Origin of the sequence: Zhouia amylolytica AD3 (assembly GCF_000511935.2) — a bacterium.
GTDB classification, from domain to species: Bacteria; Bacteroidota; Bacteroidia; order Flavobacteriales; family Flavobacteriaceae; genus Zhouia; species Zhouia amylolytica.
This window is the reverse complement of record NZ_AYXY01000023.1, coordinates 588,188-603,964: the sequence shown is the minus strand read 5'-3', so window position 1 is coordinate 603,964 and position 15,777 is coordinate 588,188. Positions and strand designations below refer to the sequence as shown.

Below are 15,777 nucleotides of genomic sequence, written 5' to 3'. Positions count from 1 at the left end.
TAAGTATTAAACTTATTTTATAAAGTTAAATTCTTTAGGATCGAAATTCCATAGTGCAGGCAGTAAAAAATATACCATTAATGTTAATAAGATTATAGAGAGCAGGTTCATCCAAATGCCTGTCCTGGTCATATCAGATATTTTTAAATAACCGGAACCAAAAACAACTGCATTAGGGGGTGTTGCTACAGGGAGCATGAAGGCGCATGAAGCCGCAACCGTAGTTGAAACCATAAGCATATAAGGGTTAATGTCTAGACTGTACGCGACTGGAGAGAGAATGGGCAACAGCATAGCCGTTGTTGCTAAATTTGAAGTGATTTCGGTTAAAAAGTTAACGCAGGTGATTATAATGAGAACCAGTACAATAAGTGAAAGCCCTTGTAGTAAGGTCATCTGATTACCGATCCAGATGGCAAGGCCTGTAACCTGAAAGCCTGAGGCCAAGGCCATTCCACCGCCAAATAATAATATAATTCCCCAGGGTAGTTTTACTGCCTCTTTCCAGCTAATGATGGCTTCATTTTTCTTTTGGGATGGAATGATAAACAAGATGAATCCTGCAGCCATGGCAATGATCGTATCATCAATATTAGGAATCAGTGGTTCTAACAGATATGAACGTGAGATCCAACAGACGGCAGTGAGAGAAAAGATAGCAAGAACGGTTTTTTCTTCCCTTTTCATAGGGCCTAATGCTTTAAGTAATGTATCAATCTCTTCTTTGCCTCCCGGAAATTCTTTTTGATTAAATTTAAAAGCTACTCTGGTAAGGTAAATCCAGGCAATAATTAAAAGTATAATAGCAATCGGGAAGCCAAACCTGGCCCAATTCCAAAAACTAATCTCAATATTGTAGGATTCCTGTACAAAACCAGCCAGGACCAGGTTGGGAGGGGTTCCAATTAAAGTGGCAATCCCTCCAATTGAGGCGCTATAAGCAATACTGAGCATTAAGGCTTTCCCGAAAATGAGATTCTCATCGGTTTCAGTAAGCGGATTGTCTTTCAATTGAGAAACAATAGACATGGCAATCGGTAGCATCATTACCGAAGTAGCTGTGTTCGAAATCCACATCGATAAAAAAGCCGTGGCCACCATAAACCCAAGAATAATTTTGGAAACATTGGTGCCAATTAACTTAATGATATGTAAAGCAATTCGTTTATGTAGCTTCCATTTCTCTATGGCGATGGCTAATATAAAACCACCCATGTATAAGAAAATGTATTTGTGACCAAAAGCAGCAGTGGTTGATTGAATATCCATAGCACCACTAAGGGGAAATAACAGAATGGGAAGTAAGGCAGTAACAGCAATTGGGATTACCTCGGTTATCCACCAGGTAGCCATCCAAAAGGTGATACCTAATAATTGATAGGCCCCTGAAGACATATCCGCCGGAGCCTCAAAAAACTGAAAGCAAATAAAGATAAGCGGACCTAATATCAGCGCTATTTTTCTTTTCATTAACTTTCTAAAATTTCAAGTTGTTTTATGATTTCATCCTTAGAAACCGGATATGGTTTCTCAAACTTTATAGTATGGTAAACATCATCAAATACCTTGAGATAATTGCCACGCTCGGCTTTAATCATTTGTTTTGTTTTAGTGCCATCCTCATTAATTAACGTCAATTGTCCTGCGGTAAAATCTTCTTCATATCCATATTCGGGGGCGGTAAGCTCTATCCCTTCCAAAAGTTGTTCTTCCTGTACATTGACACGGGGTTTTACAAAAGATCCTTTGGTGCCGTGAATAATAAACCCGGGCTGGGGATCGGCAACAAGCATACTTGTGCTAACAAAGACCTGCTTGCCATCTGCGTAAGACAAATGAAAATGGGCATAATCATCTACCATAGTATTTGGTCTGAAATATCCGAGTGTTTTGGTATAACGATGAGGAGTACCGAATAGGGCCAATGCAGCATCTATAATATGTGGACCTAGGTCGTATTGGATGCCGCCCCCTAATCCTGGCTTTTCTTTTGCTTTTGGACTTATGGTATTACGATAACGGTCAAAATGTAAATGTACTTCGACTACTTGTCCCAATACTCCAGATTCCAAAATATTTTTTACAGATAAAAAATCCCCGTCATAACGTCTGTTCTGATACGGGAGCACATATAATTTTCTCTTTTGAGCTTCATTAAATAGTTGCTGTGCTTCAATGGAGGTGCATGTGAAAGCCTTCTCAACTAAGACATGTTTGTTATGTTTAAGGGCTTGAAGAGCAAAATCAAAATGTGTGGAATTAGGCGTGTTTACAATAATCAGCTCAATTTTTTCATCCCTAATCATGTCCTCAACCTTGTCGTAGCTTTTAACTCCAGGATAATCTAAATGAGCTTTTTTAACCGATCGCTCAACCACAGCTGTTAATTCAAAATTGAGGTGGGTGTCAATAAAAGGAGCATGAAAAATTTTTCCGGAGGTACCATAAGATAGAAGACCTGTTTTAATGGTTTGAGACATAGTTAGTATACAATAGATGAATTAAGCGTTTCGAAAATACAAAATTAATTGGGCAGAATGAAAGCTGATGATGCTATTTGAATAAAATGTGTATATTTAAAAAAAGAAATAAAAAGAAAGAAAAAATGTTTCGTATAAATTCGTTTAAATCCTTTCGTAGAAAGAAATTAATTGGAATAGGAGCTCTGATAACGATGTTGCATGTTCAGTTTCTAGGAGCACAGAGTAATGTTATCGTTGATTTTGAAACTCTTAAAAGTAATAAGCATCAAAGTCTTAACGGAGTAAGTGGTAAAGGTTTGCTTGTAAAAGCAGACGACGTGCCATTTCAACTTCCTCAAAGTGATCAGTTTGATTTTGATTTCAAGAATGATTTTTCCGTTATGTTTTGGGTGAAAACAGAAGTGTCTTCTTCAGAGCGAGCCGTATTGCTCAGTCAAAAGCCATTTGTTACGTCAGATTTAGAGTCGCAAAAAATTCCGGGGTGGGTCTTTTATATGTCTGATGGAACCTGGGCTTGGAATGTAGGATCAGGTTCAAGAAGAATTACCTATGAAAGGGATAATGGAAGTATAATGCCTCTTAATGATGGTGCATGGCATTTGTTAGGAATGACCTATGATGCATCAAAAGGGGAGATAAGATTATATTATGATGGAATTAATCGCGCTATCTATAATTTAAGCGACCAAAAAGGATTAAAGTTTGAAAATGATTACATGCTAAGTATAGGTCAATCGATTGATAGAGCTGAATCAAAAAAAGACAGGCTGGACCATATTGATCAGGGAGCTGAAAAATTACAAAAACTAGTTGATGTATTTCTTGAAGTCAGTGTGAAAAATGGAGGTAGTAGCTTAAGTTCTGATGATTTGATTGACCTGGTGGTAGATCCTGAAATGTTATTACAGCAAAAAGGTGTTAACGGGGCTGGCGAAGAAGACCTTGAAAGAATCGAAGGTAAAAGAAAGGAATTGAAAAAGAATCCATATACGGTATACCAGGTTAAGGATTTCATGCAAGTAGCTCCCCTGAAAACATTGTATTATTTAAAAGGGAAAAGCATCAAAATAGATAAAAAGGAAGCTTTGCGTTTTGTGAATAAAGAATTATTCTCGTCACCAAATTTTGCTATTGATCAAATTAGCTTGTCCCAAATGGTTTTTACCCCGAAGGAGGTCGTTGAAGAGTACACTAAATTTAAAGGACTTAAGAAACTGAATAAATCGAATAAAATAGAGACAATTACAGCGGCGGTCTGGAATATACATCATGGGGGGATTCATAACACCCTCGAAGAGGATGGTTGGGATTCGAGAAAAAGAATTGTGGAAATGTTAAAAGCGAAGAATGCCGACGTTATTATGATGCAGGAAACCTATTCTTCAGGAGATTTTATAGCAGCGGAATTAGGATATTATTTTGCGACCACCGTAGATTGGGATTATTTAAATCAGGGTACGAATATTTCCGTCCTAAGCAGATATCCAATCGATGAGATAAGTGTTCCTGAGAAAGCATCTTTTATGAACCTTTGTGCAAAAATAGCCTTAACAGATTCACAGGATATTTATGTAATGTCCAATTGGTATGGTATGAGTTCTTTTCCAATAGTATTCGATTTTCATAAAAATCGTTTTGAAACGGCTGATGAAATACCAGTGTTGTTCGGTGGTGATTTTAATGCCATACCAAATACCGATGGAGGAGAAAGTATAGCTGCTGAAACTCTTTTGAAATATGGATTTACTGATGCTTACAGGAGTTTATATCCAAATGTTCAGACGCATCCGGGGTATACCTTTCAGGATGGGAGGAGAATAGACCAGTTGTATTATCTGGGGAAAAAGTTGAAAAATACAAATACGCAGATCATTTCAAGTTGGCCCGAAGGCTTTCCGTCAGATCACTATATGATACTGTCTGATTTTACCATAAAATAATCGATTAAGAAAAGCCCCGAATTCGGGGCTTTTTTTATATAGTCGGGTAAATAACCTTTTAAAATATCAAGGCTGAATTCCATAAACATACGCGCTTGTAACACTGCTTCAACCATTTCTTATCATAGATCAATGTGTAGCAGAATGTGATGGGGTATATTTGCTATGTATTGAAATTCAAACAATTATAAAAACAAATAATATGACTAGCACAAACAAAAACACTTGGGTTATTGACCCAACACATTCTGAAGTATTATTTAAGGTAAAACATATGATGATTTCTACAGTTACAGGACAATTCGATGAATTCGAAGGTAGTGTAAAAGCATCCAATGGCTCATTTGAAGATGGAGAATTTGCGTTTACCGCTAAAGTTGCATCCATAAATACTAGAAATGGAGATCGCGATACTCATTTAAAATCTGAAGATTTTTTTGATGCTGAAAATCATCCAACCATAAATTTTGTCTCCAAATCATTTGATGGAGAAACACTTACCGGAGATCTTACAATTAGAGGAACGACAAAAGAAGTGAATTTAGATGTCGATTTTAACGGTGTAGCAGTAGACCCTTACGGTCAAACTAAAGCAGGTTTTGAAATTGAAGGACAAATTAACCGTAAAGATTTTAACCTAAGCTGGAGTGCTGTAACGGAAGCCGGAAATATCGTAGTAAGCGATAAGGTAAAGCTTATAGTAGCTGTGCAGTTTACTAAGCAAGCCTGATAATAAATATAAAAAAGCCCCGAATTCGGGGCTTTTTTACTGACTAACTAACCTAAAATTTAAATGAGAAAAAGTATTGCATAGTTTACCTATGCTACAAGAAGTGGATTGTTTACTTCCTGTTCTTTTTTAATATCGATTAATAAACGGTCTATTTTTTCTTTACTAATACCTGGGGTGCATATAACATGAGAAATTGTTTCCTCGGAAGCTAACTGATGTTTAACGCGTAAGGCCTCAGATAACTTAGGCATGACAACCGTTAATGCATTAGGGTTTCTCCATGCTTTTATACCTATTTTTTGAAGCTCTTTTTCTGTGTAAGCAGCAAGATCAAGAGCCATTTCAACTCGTTTTCTTAGCCCCTCTAACCCGTGTTTTTGAATAAAAGACCATATGAACAAAGGTGTTAATCCATTTCTTGATCCGGTAATAGTGGTGTCCATAGTACCTACATATGAAATAGAATTAGCAATTCTATCCCTGTGCTTTCGTTTTACCAGTACAATACCACATGGAATCGGCCCCCCGATAAATTTATGTCCTGATACAGATATACTGTCAACCCCCTCAGCAAAATCAAACTTAGGCTTTGGTTGTAAAAAAGGAGCAACCGTTCCTAAAAAGGCCGCATCACAGTGGATATAGTAATCTTTTATAGCATATTTTTTAATAATACGCTTAATTTCATCTACCTTATCGATAGCCTCGGTCATTGTAGTGCCTATATTCAAAAAGAAAATAGCAGGTTTGTCACGACGTAACATGATGGTTTGTTCAAGATCCTCATAATCCATCTCGCCATTATCCTGACTCCTGATAACAATATTTGGTATGTTTAGTAAATGAAGATTCTTTTTAACACTGTAATGTGTGCTCTCACTATAATAGACCATTGCATTTGGAAAGCTCTCTCTGGCAACATATAAACCATACAAATTTCCTTCTGTACCACCATTAGTAACATAACCCCATGCTTCCTTGGTGCTTGTAGATAACATGTTGGCGAAGAAATTAACACACTCCATTTCAATGTCTTTGGTGTCAATGGCTAAAGTGGATAAATTTTCCGGGTCACCTACATTGTTAACACAAATATCTAAGAAAGGAGCAAATTCACTATAAGAAAAATCCCGTGCTAACGGATACCCAAGTACGTTATCGGAACGTTCCTGGAGTCTCTGGTAAATCTTTTGAATATTTTCGCTTTTCATATGTTGTTGTTTTCTGATACAAAAGTACTTATATAAAAATTTATTTTAAAATATATGCTTTAATAAGGAAAATAAACCTATATTTGATGTGTATACAGAATATTATTCTGTTGCATGTGATCCTAAAAGCCATCCTTAGAAAAAAACACTATGATTTCATTAGACGCTATAGATATACAGCTCCTTGAAGCCTTACAAAAAGACGCTAAACAGTCCGTGAAACAACTGGCCGAACAAGTAAACTTATCGGTAACTCCCGTTCATGAGCGAATTAAAAAAATGGAAAATAGTGGCCTTATAAAAGAATATGTAGCTGTCATTGACCCCGATCTTTTAGGGAAAAATTTGGTCGCTTATTGCCAGGTGACACTGGTGCGACATAAAGAAGAACAGTTCCAGGAATTTGAAGCCTATATGAATACCCTCGATGAAGTGATGGAGGTTTCCTATGTAGCAGGAAATTACGATTTTTTAATCAAGGTGCTTTTAAGGGATATGGATGAGTTTCAATACTTCATCCTTCATAAATTATCTAAACTGGAGGTTATATCAAATATACAGAGCTCATTCGTAATTAAAAGTTTTAAAAATAATTCAGCCATTAAAATTCGAAAATAAGTAGGGAATTATTAGTAATAATTAGTTCCTGTTCTTTAAATGTTGCATGATATTTTCTAATTGATGTGAGTGCCGTTGGGTATGAATACTTATGAAATAGAGCCACTCATACCTTGTTAGATATCCAAAGGTTGGTAATTCCATTTCCAGGCATAACAGTTTTAAATCCTTGGATTTTATCGAGTTCAAATGTTTTTCTTTGATGTCTTCCAGTTGCTTGGTAATAATGTCAATCTTGTACTCCTTTAATGATGGTACTATAAAATCAGGCGCTTCCATTTTTAGCGTATAGTCCAAGAATAGATTCTTTAGATCCAATACCTTTTCGTCCTCTTTGCGATTGGTTGCTGCAACATTCTTATCTGGAAGTTGATCAGTGCTTTTTATGATATGCTGCGCTACCTGGCCGGCTGTCCAACTTCCTTTAAAAGGAATTTTATTCAGGGAGGCATTATCAAAGCTTTGTACCGTTTCAATAAAATTGTCAAACTGTGTCTGTAAATTGCTTTTTAGGTTTAAAATAGTCATGATTCTTCTTTTAAGTAAAAGTGTAAAGAAATGAGTAGAAATAAGGAGGGGTTAAATGCCTGTTTTAGGGTTGTTCTCGCCAGTAATTAATACTATATTTATAGTCTTAATACTATGAAATGAAAAGAGTTAGCATCTTTACCCCGGAAACTGCCGTTCCTTCAGCGGTATCAGGACCTCGATATGTTTTTACCACGGCCAATCAATTTTTGAGGGCCTCTGGCAAGCCACCGCTTTTTGATGTGAAATTGGTCGGTTGTAAGAAAGAAGTAAAATTACAGGAAGGAGTCTTTACCGTATCTGTAGATCAAACGATAGACCAGGTTACTTCAACAGATCTTGTAATAATCCCAGCTCTTTTTGGCGATATGAAGAAGGCGGTTGCACTCAATAAAGATGCTATTCCATGGATTGTTGAGCAGCACACCAATGGGGCTGAGATTGCTTCTCTCTGTGTTGGCGCATTTCTATTAGCTGCCTCAGGACTCCTGGATGGTAAAAAATGTTCTACCCATTGGGCGTATTATAACGAGTTTCAAGATGCCTTTCCTCAGGTGGAGGTGGCCGAAGGACGTGTGATAACAGAAGATGCAGGGATTTACTCAAGTGGTGGCGCAAATTCTTTGTGGAATTTATTGTTGTACCTCTTGGAAAAATATACGGATAGAGATACAGCAATATTAGCTTCTAAGTATTTTGCAATTGATATCGATAGAAGTAGTCAGTCGGCATTTACAATTTTTAAAGGACAAAAAGAGCATAATGACAACGATGTCTTGAGAATTCAAGAGTATTTGGAAAAAAATTACAAGGATAAAATTACTATAGATGAATTGGCCGACCTGGGGGCGATGAGCAGACGAAGTTTTGAACGGCGGTTTAAGAAGGCTACAAAAAACACAGCGATAGAATACCTTCAAAGGGTTAAAATAGAAGCCGCTAAACGTGATTTTGAAAGCACTAGAAAGAATGTAAACGATGTAATGTACGATGTAGGGTATACAGATAACAAGGCCTTCAGAACGGTGTTTAAAAGGTTTACCGGGTTAACTCCAATTGCCTACAGAAATAAATATAGTAAAATGTAAAAAGCTAACTCATGTTTAAAAAAATAAACAAAAATCAGTATTTTAAATCTCAGATTTAAAAGCCCTTTATCAAAAAAACCATATGCAGAATAAACTCTTAAATATTGATGTCCAAAAAGTTGTACTTGTTATTATAGGGTTTTTATTTGTTACTTCAGTAAGGTCTCAGGCCGGGGTGACCACATTTGAAAATGCCTTGAATAAACTTCCGGGTATTCATTTTGAAAAAGTTACAGAAAAGGATCCTTCTGTTCAGGTTTATGAGCTTAAAATAAGGCAACCCCTGGATCATAATGATACCCTTAGAGGTTTTTTTGAGCAAAAGGTAATAGTACGTCATCGTGGTTTCGATAATCCTACCCTAATGAGTACACAGGGATATGGCCTTTACAGGGAGTCTAATGAGTTGGAAAAAATTTACGATGCGAATCATATAAATGTAGAGCATCGTTTTTATGGAGCCTCTGTGCCTTCCGATAAGCCTTGGCAGTATCTAACAGTTGAACAAGCCGTAGCAGATTTACATGCCATCAGGCAGTTGTTTAAGAAAGTTTACAATAATACATGGATTAGCACAGGAATTAGTAAAGGGGGACAATTAACACTTTTCTACAGGTATTTTTATCCTGAAGATGTCGATGTCTCGATACCTTATGTTACCCCTATCAATAATGGTCTGAAGGATGAACGAATATATAAATTCCTAGACACCGTCGGAACCAAAGGGTGCAGGGATAAAATAAAAGATTTTCAACTTTTTTTGTTGAAAAATAAGGCACCTATCCTTGAACGGTTAAGGTGGTATTCGATGGGAGCTCAGTTAACATACGATTATTTGGGATCGCTGGATTTGGCATACGAATATGCAGTGTTAGAATATTCCTTTTCCTTTTGGCAATCGGGGTTTACTTGCAATACTATTCCGGTTTATGATAATCTGGAGAGGGTAACCGAGCATTTTTTGGCAGTTTCAAACATCGGGTTCTATAGCGATAAAACAATGGAAAAATTTGCCCCACATTATTATCAGTCAGCTACACAGTTGGGGTATTATGGTTACGATGTTAAGCCTTTTAAAGAGTATCTGGACTATTTTGAAGATGACCCCTCTGCAGTTTTTGTGCCTAAAAAGTTAAAAAATATAGTCTTCTCAAACGAACTTAATAAGAAACTGCTAAAGTGGTTGTCTAAAGAAGGGAGTAATATTATTTATATCTATGGAGGTTCTGATACCTGGAGTGCTAATATGGTAATTCCTTCCGGAAAGGTAAATGCAAAATCGTTTGTTATTCCTAACGAAGATCATTATGGGGCAAGGGTTAAAAATATGAGTCCTGAAATGAAGTTGAAGTTTGTAGCCTTAATGGAAGAATGGACAGGCCTTAAAGCAGACCTGTCAAAACTTTAATCGATTAACTTATTTCATGTAAACGCTTAACGTATTTCCCTATCACATCAAATTCCAGGTTCACCGTACTGCCTTTTTGATAGTTTTTAAAGTTGGTGTGTTCGTAGGTATAAGGAATGATTGCAACGCTAAAACTGTTTTTTCCCGAATCAACAACTGTTAAACTGGTGCCGTCAATAGTGATAGAGCCTTTTTCGATCGTCACATTATTGGTTTTAGGGTCATATTCAAAAGTAAAACGCCAACTACCATTTTCATTAACTATATCTACACAAGTGCCCGTTTGGTCAACATGTCCCTGGACAATATGGCCGTCGAGTCGATCCCCAAGTTTCATTGCGCGTTCCAAATTAACCGAATGCCCGACCCCCAGGGTGCCTAAGTTGCTTTTGTCAAGTGTTTCTTTTATCGCTGTTACCGTATACTCATCATGGTCTATGGCAACTACCGTCAGGCAAACACCGTTGTGTGAAACGCTTTGATCTATCTTCAATTCAGGAGTCATTTTACTGCTCACAGTAATGTGTAAGTTGTCGTTTTCTTTACGTAAGTTTTTAATTACTCCCAATTCTTCTACAATTCCAGTAAACATATTAGAACGAATTAATTAATTTTGTTTTCTATAGCTCGTGCTTTTTCTAAGGCAAAGGTACTATAATGTGTCGCTAAAAAGAAAAGAAAGCGCAGCGTGCTGTATAAAATGAATTTATGATGAAGAAAGAATCTTTAATAAAAGTAGGGATCTCTGTCGGAGATCTTAACGGAATAGGAGTTGAAATAATACTAAAAACCTTTGAAGATGCAAGAATGCTTGAGTTTTGCACCCCAATTATTTTTGGGTCGACTAAAAGCTTGTCATTCCAGCGTAAATACTTTAAGATCCAGGCTAATTATAATGGGGTTGATAATGTAGATCAGGCGGTAGAAGGAAAGCTCAATGTAGTGAATGTCTGGAAAGATTCTCCAAATGTTGAATATGGTAAGGAGACCAAAGAAGGAGGGAAATACGCTTTTCTTTCTTTGAAAGCTGCAACCGCTGCACTTAAAGCCGATAAAATAGATGTATTGGTTACGGCTCCTATCAATAAACATAATATCCAGTCAAAGGATTTTAAATTTCCAGGGCATACCGATTATCTTGCTAAAGAACTGGAAGGTGACTCTTTGATGTTTATGGTTTCGGATGAATTAAAAGTGGGTCTGCTAACAGATCATGTGCCGGTAACAGAGGTGAGTAAGCATATAACCCCTGAACTGATTAAAAAGAAAGTATTTAAAATTAATGAATCTTTGATACAGGATTTTAAAATCAGAAAACCTAAAATTGCTGTTTTGGGAATCAATCCACATGCTGGAGATCATGGGGTTATCGGGAAGGAAGATGATGCGGTGTTAAGGCCAACTATAAAAGAAATCCACGAAAGCGGAATATTGGTATACGGACCCTATGCTGCAGATAGCTTTTTCGCTACTGGGGCTCATAAAAAGTTTGATGCCGTACTTGCTTCGTATCACGATCAAGGCTTAATTCCATTTAAAACCCTGGCTTTCGGTCATGGAGTTAATTACACTGCAGGACTTAGTAAAGTGAGAACATCTCCCGATCATGGAACAGGTTACGATATTGCCGGAAAAGGTGAGGCAGACCCAGCCTCGTTCAAAGAAGCATTGTTTACTGCGATACATATTTTTAAGAATCGGTTGGAATATAAAGAGATAACTTCAAACCCTCTAAAAAAGCTATCTTCTAAATTATAAACAAAAAAATGTTGATAACATTATTGTCGTAAATAAAAATTTATATCTTTGCACTCCCGAAAATTGTCGGAGGTAAACTGATGTCTAAAATGAAGAAGTTCAAGGAGTTTGATATTCCATTTGTTGGATTAAAGGAGGCTAAGCATCAGTTCGATTATAAAATTGAAAATGCGTTCTTTGAAGCTTTTAATTATGATGAGTTCAATAATGCCGATATAAAGGTAGATATTGTACTTGACAAAAAAAGCAATATGCTGGAGCTGGACTTTAAAGCAAAAGGTACAGTGAATGTAAATTGTGATTTGTCAAATGAGCCATTTGATCTTCCCGTAAAAGGGAAATTACATTTGGTTGTGAAGCATGGAGAAGAATACAATGATGAAGATGAAGAGTTGTTGATTATTCCTCATGGGGAACATCAAATAAATGTGGCTCAATATATATATGAGATGATTGTGTTAGCTGTCCCTGCTAAAAGGGTGCATCCGGGTATTGAGGATGGAACATTATCATCGGATATAATTGAAAAGCTGGAAGAATTAAAGCCTAAAGAAGAAAAAAGTAACAATAATAACGAAACGGATCCTCGTTGGGATACTTTAAAAAAGCTATTAACGGATAAATAAGATTGAAAAATGGCACATCCTAAAAGAAGACAGTCAAGCACTAGAAGAGATAAGAGAAGAACGCACTATAAAGCGACAGCTCCTCAGATTGCTGTAGATAAAACAACTGGTGAATCTCACCTATACCACAGAGCTCACTGGCATGAAGGTAAGCTTTACTACAGAGGAAAAGTGTTAATCGACAATACAACTGAAGAAGTTGCATAAGGCAATTTCATAGAGAACTACGAACTCTCACTCTAAAGGTGAGAGTTTTTTTTGTTGAAAAACTTTTCTAAAAGTTAAAATCAACCTATTTTGCAATAAAAATTGAGCAAAAATTAGTATTTTAAACCAATTTTTGCACATTTTTGCACGTTTAGTAATATAAAACTGTGTTATGAGTAAAATAACAGCAGCCATTACAGCTGTAGGAGCATATTTGCCGGAGCACGTGTTAACTAACAAGATGTTAGAAGAGATGGTTGACACAAATGACGAATGGATAACCACCAGAACCGGTATTAAAGAAAGGCGCATACTTAAGGAAGAAGGTAAAGGAACCTCTTTTCTAGCCATTAAAGCCGCTGAGGACCTTATTCAGAAAAAAGGCTTAAACCCCGAAGAAATTGATTTAGTTTTAGTAGCTACAGCTACACCAGATCTTCCAGTAGCTTCAACTGCTGCATATGTAGCCTCTAATATAGGTGCTACTAATGCTTTTGCATACGATTTGCAAGCCGCTTGTTCAAGTTTCCTTTATGGAATGTCTACGGCAGCTAGCTATATTGAAGCAGGAAGATATAAAAAAGTGCTATTAATAGGAGCCGATAAAATGTCTTCTATTATTGACTATACAGACCGCGCAACATGTATCATCTTTGGTGATGGTGCGGGAGCTGTTTTATTCGAACCAAACGAAGAAGGTCTCGGATTACAGGATGAATATTTAAGAAGTGACGGCCAGGGTCGCGACTTCTTGAGAATTGAGGCAGGAGGATCAATCCTACCCGCATCGGAAGAAACCGTTAAGAATAAGCAACACTACGTTTTTCAGGACGGAAAGACAGTGTTTAAATTTGCTGTTTCTAATATGGCTGATGTGTCTGCTAAAATAATGGAACGAAACAACCTTACGAAAGAGGATGTTCAATGGTTGGTGCCACATCAGGCGAATATGCGTATTATTAATGCTACAGCCAACCGAATGGGAGTCGATGAGTCAAAGGTGATGATAAATATCGATAAGTATGGAAATACTACTTCCGCAACCCTTCCGTTATTACTCAATGATTATGAGAATCAATTGAAAAAAGGAGATAACCTGGTTTTTGCTGCCTTTGGTGGTGGATTTACCTGGGGATCGATTTATTTAAAATGGGCATATTAATTCTAATAACAACTAGAAACTAACAAAACCTACGTCATGGAGTTAAAAGATATTCAAAACTTAATTAAATTCGTAGCCAAGTCCGGTGCAAGTGAAGTAAAACTTGAGATGGACGATGTTAAGATTACTATTAAAACAGGATCTGAAGAAAAAGGAGAGACTACCATCGTTCAGCAAGTTCCAATGGGAGCTCATCATGTGCCACAACCACATGCGCCTGTAGCTCAGCCGGCTGCACCAGCACCAGCTGTACCAGCACCAGCTGCAGCAGATAAAAAGGAAGAAGAGAATAGTAAGTATATTACCGTGAAATCACCGATTATCGGAACTTTCTACAGAAAACCTTCTCCAGATAAACCAGCTTTCGTAGAGGTTGGAGATTCAATTGGTAAAGGAGATGTGCTTTGTGTGATTGAAGCAATGAAACTTTTCAACGAAATCGAATCTGAAGTGTCTGGAAAGATTGTAAAAGTATTGGTTGACGATTCTTCACCTGTTGAATTTGATCAACCATTGTTTTTAGTAGACCCTTCATAATAGTTAAATCACAATTCCCAAACTCCAGATCCCAAATTTTTGGAATTTGATTTTTGAGATTTAAAATTTGAACACTATGTTTAAAAAGATACTAATAGCAAACCGAGGTGAAATTGCACTACGCGTTATAAGAACCTGTAGAGAAATGGGGATTAAAACCGTAGCTGTTTATTCTACCGCTGATGCCGAGAGCTTGCATGTTCGATTTGCCGATGAGGCTGTTTGTATAGGGCCGGCACCAAGTAAAGATTCTTATTTAAAGATACCTAATATAATAGCAGCCGCAGAGATCACAAATGCTGATGCTATCCACCCCGGATACGGATTCCTTTCTGAAAATTCTAGATTTTCTAAAATTTGTGAGGAGCACGATATTAAATTTATCGGAGCCTCAGCAGAACAAATAGACCGTATGGGGGATAAGGCCACGGCCAAAGAAACCATGATAGAAGCCGGAGTTCCGGTTGTGCCTGGATCTGAAGGATTATTAGGTTCCTTAGAAGACACCAAAAAATTAGCCAAAGAAGTGGGGTACCCTGTGATGCTGAAAGCTACCGCTGGTGGTGGAGGTAAAGGGATGCGCGCTGTTTGGAAAGAAGAAGATATCGAAAAAGCATTCGAAAGTGCCAAGCAGGAAGCAGCTGCAGCCTTCGGTAATGATGGAATGTATATGGAGAAGCTTATTGAAGAACCTCGCCATATTGAAATTCAGATTATCGGAGACCAGTATGGTAAAGCATGTCACCTTTCTGAAAGAGATTGCTCAATCCAAAGACGTCACCAAAAATTAACGGAGGAAACACCTTCTCCTTTCATGACAGATGAATTACGTGATGCCATGGGAGAGGCTGCAGTAAAAGCCGCGGAATACATCAAGTATGAGGGCGCTGGAACTGTAGAGTTTTTGGTAGATAAACACCGCAATTTTTATTTCATGGAAATGAACACCCGTATTCAGGTAGAACACCCGATTACGGAACAGGTAATTGATTATGATTTAATCAGGGAGCAAATTTTAGTGGCTGCAGGTGTGCCTATTTCGGGTAAAAACTATACGCCTAAATTACACTCTATCGAATGTCGTATCAATGCGGAAGACCCATACAATGATTTCCGTCCTTCTCCGGGTAGAATAACCACATTACATGCTCCGGGAGGTCATGGAGTAAGATTAGATACCCATGTTTATGGAGGTTATGCAATTCCGCCAAATTACGATTCAATGATTGCCAAGTTAATAACAACTGCGCAAACCAGAGAAGAAGCGATCAATAAAATGAAGCGCGCCCTTGATGAATTTGTAATAGAAGGAATCAAAACCACAATACCGTTCCACAGACAATTAATGGATGATCCTGATTTTATTGCAGGTAATTATACCACTGCGTTTATGGAAAGTTTTAAAATAAAACCTATTGAAGATTAATTCAGAAGGGACTGATGATATTAAACAAGGAGCTTTTTAAGCTCCTTGTTTG

General features: G+C 37.3%; 16 protein-coding genes. 11 read left to right on the top strand and 5 right to left on the bottom strand.

What is annotated here, in order from left to right:
* Positions 1–12: 12 nt before the first annotated feature.
* The gene (locus tag P278_RS13475) at positions 13–1,470 is read right to left on the bottom strand and encodes an SLC13 family permease (protein WP_038267781.1); all 1,458 of its coding nucleotides are present in this window, start codon (positions 1,468–1,470) and stop codon (positions 13–15) included.
* Positions 1,470–2,480, bottom strand: a complete 1,011-nt coding sequence (locus P278_RS13470) for a Gfo/Idh/MocA family protein (protein ID WP_038267779.1) — start codon at positions 2,478–2,480, stop codon at positions 1,470–1,472. Before P278_RS13470 ends, P278_RS13475 begins: the two co-directional genes overlap by 1 nt.
* A 125-nt stretch (positions 2,481–2,605) precedes the next feature.
* Here P278_RS13470 and P278_RS13465 point away from each other — a divergent pair, with 125 nt between their 5' ends.
* Positions 2,606–4,423, top strand: a complete 1,818-nt coding sequence (locus P278_RS13465) for an endonuclease/exonuclease/phosphatase family protein (RefSeq protein WP_161808362.1) — start codon at positions 2,606–2,608, stop codon at positions 4,421–4,423.
* 202 nt (positions 4,424–4,625) lie between these two features.
* The gene (locus P278_RS13460; RefSeq protein WP_038267773.1) at positions 4,626–5,153 is read left to right on the top strand and encodes a YceI family protein; all 528 of its coding nucleotides are present in this window, start codon (positions 4,626–4,628) and stop codon (positions 5,151–5,153) included.
* A gap of 89 nt (positions 5,154–5,242) precedes the next feature.
* On the opposite strand, the gene P278_RS13455 is transcribed toward P278_RS13460, so the two are convergent.
* Positions 5,243–6,367 carry a histidine decarboxylase gene (locus P278_RS13455; protein ID WP_038267770.1) on the bottom strand — a complete coding sequence of 375 codons (1,125 nt, stop codon included), beginning with the start codon at positions 6,365–6,367 and terminating at the stop codon, positions 5,243–5,245.
* Positions 6,368–6,517: 150 nt separating this feature from the next.
* Between P278_RS13455 and P278_RS13450 the strand changes: the two genes are divergently transcribed.
* The gene (locus P278_RS13450) at positions 6,518–6,985 is read left to right on the top strand and encodes an Lrp/AsnC family transcriptional regulator (protein WP_038267767.1); all 468 of its coding nucleotides are present in this window, start codon (positions 6,518–6,520) and stop codon (positions 6,983–6,985) included.
* 21 nt (positions 6,986–7,006) lie between these two features.
* On the opposite strand, the gene P278_RS13445 is transcribed toward P278_RS13450, so the two are convergent.
* Positions 7,007–7,513, bottom strand: a complete 507-nt coding sequence (locus tag P278_RS13445; RefSeq protein ID WP_038267764.1) for a DinB family protein — start codon at positions 7,511–7,513, stop codon at positions 7,007–7,009.
* 119 nt (positions 7,514–7,632) lie between these two features.
* Here P278_RS13445 and P278_RS13440 point away from each other — a divergent pair, with 119 nt between their 5' ends.
* Together P278_RS13440 and P278_RS13435 are read left to right on the top strand one after the other, a co-directional pair.
* Positions 7,633–8,601, top strand: a complete 969-nt coding sequence (locus P278_RS13440; RefSeq protein WP_038267761.1) for a GlxA family transcriptional regulator — start codon at positions 7,633–7,635, stop codon at positions 8,599–8,601.
* A gap of 82 nt (positions 8,602–8,683) precedes the next feature.
* Positions 8,684–10,009: a S28 family serine protease gene (locus P278_RS13435; protein ID WP_051413564.1), complete on the top strand. Its 1,326-nt coding sequence runs from the start codon at positions 8,684–8,686 to the stop codon at positions 10,007–10,009.
* 4 nt (positions 10,010–10,013) lie between these two features.
* On the opposite strand, the gene P278_RS13430 is transcribed toward P278_RS13435, so the two are convergent.
* Positions 10,014–10,601, bottom strand: coding sequence for a riboflavin synthase (locus P278_RS13430; RefSeq protein ID WP_038267757.1), 588 nt, complete (start codon positions 10,599–10,601; stop codon positions 10,014–10,016).
* A 119-nt stretch (positions 10,602–10,720) separates the two neighbouring features.
* On the opposite strand from P278_RS13430, the gene pdxA reads away from it, so the two are divergent.
* The 6 genes from pdxA (at position 10,721) to accC (ending at position 15,725) form a co-directional block, all read left to right on the top strand.
* Positions 10,721–11,767 (top strand): 4-hydroxythreonine-4-phosphate dehydrogenase PdxA, encoded by a 1,047-nt coding sequence (gene pdxA, locus P278_RS13425; RefSeq protein ID WP_038267755.1) that lies wholly within the window; start codon positions 10,721–10,723, stop codon positions 11,765–11,767.
* An 89-nt stretch (positions 11,768–11,856) separates the two neighbouring features.
* A complete protein-coding gene (locus tag P278_RS13420) occupies positions 11,857–12,393 on the top strand; it encodes a YceD family protein (protein WP_038268013.1) in 537 nt (178 codons plus the stop codon).
* Positions 12,394–12,402: 9 nt separating this feature from the next.
* Entirely contained in the window at positions 12,403–12,600 is a 198-nt protein-coding gene (gene rpmF / locus P278_RS13415; RefSeq protein ID WP_038267752.1) for a 50S ribosomal protein L32, read from the top strand.
* 172 nt (positions 12,601–12,772) lie between these two features.
* Positions 12,773–13,762, top strand: a complete 990-nt coding sequence (locus P278_RS13410) for a beta-ketoacyl-ACP synthase III (protein WP_038267747.1) — start codon at positions 12,773–12,775, stop codon at positions 13,760–13,762.
* A 36-nt stretch (positions 13,763–13,798) separates the two neighbouring features.
* Entirely contained in the window at positions 13,799–14,299 is a 501-nt protein-coding gene (accB, locus tag P278_RS13405) for an acetyl-CoA carboxylase biotin carboxyl carrier protein (protein WP_038267744.1), read from the top strand.
* 76 nt (positions 14,300–14,375) lie between these two features.
* A complete protein-coding gene (accC, locus tag P278_RS13400) occupies positions 14,376–15,725 on the top strand; it encodes an acetyl-CoA carboxylase biotin carboxylase subunit (RefSeq protein ID WP_038267742.1) in 1,350 nt (449 codons plus the stop codon).
* Positions 15,726–15,777 lie beyond the last annotated feature (52 nt).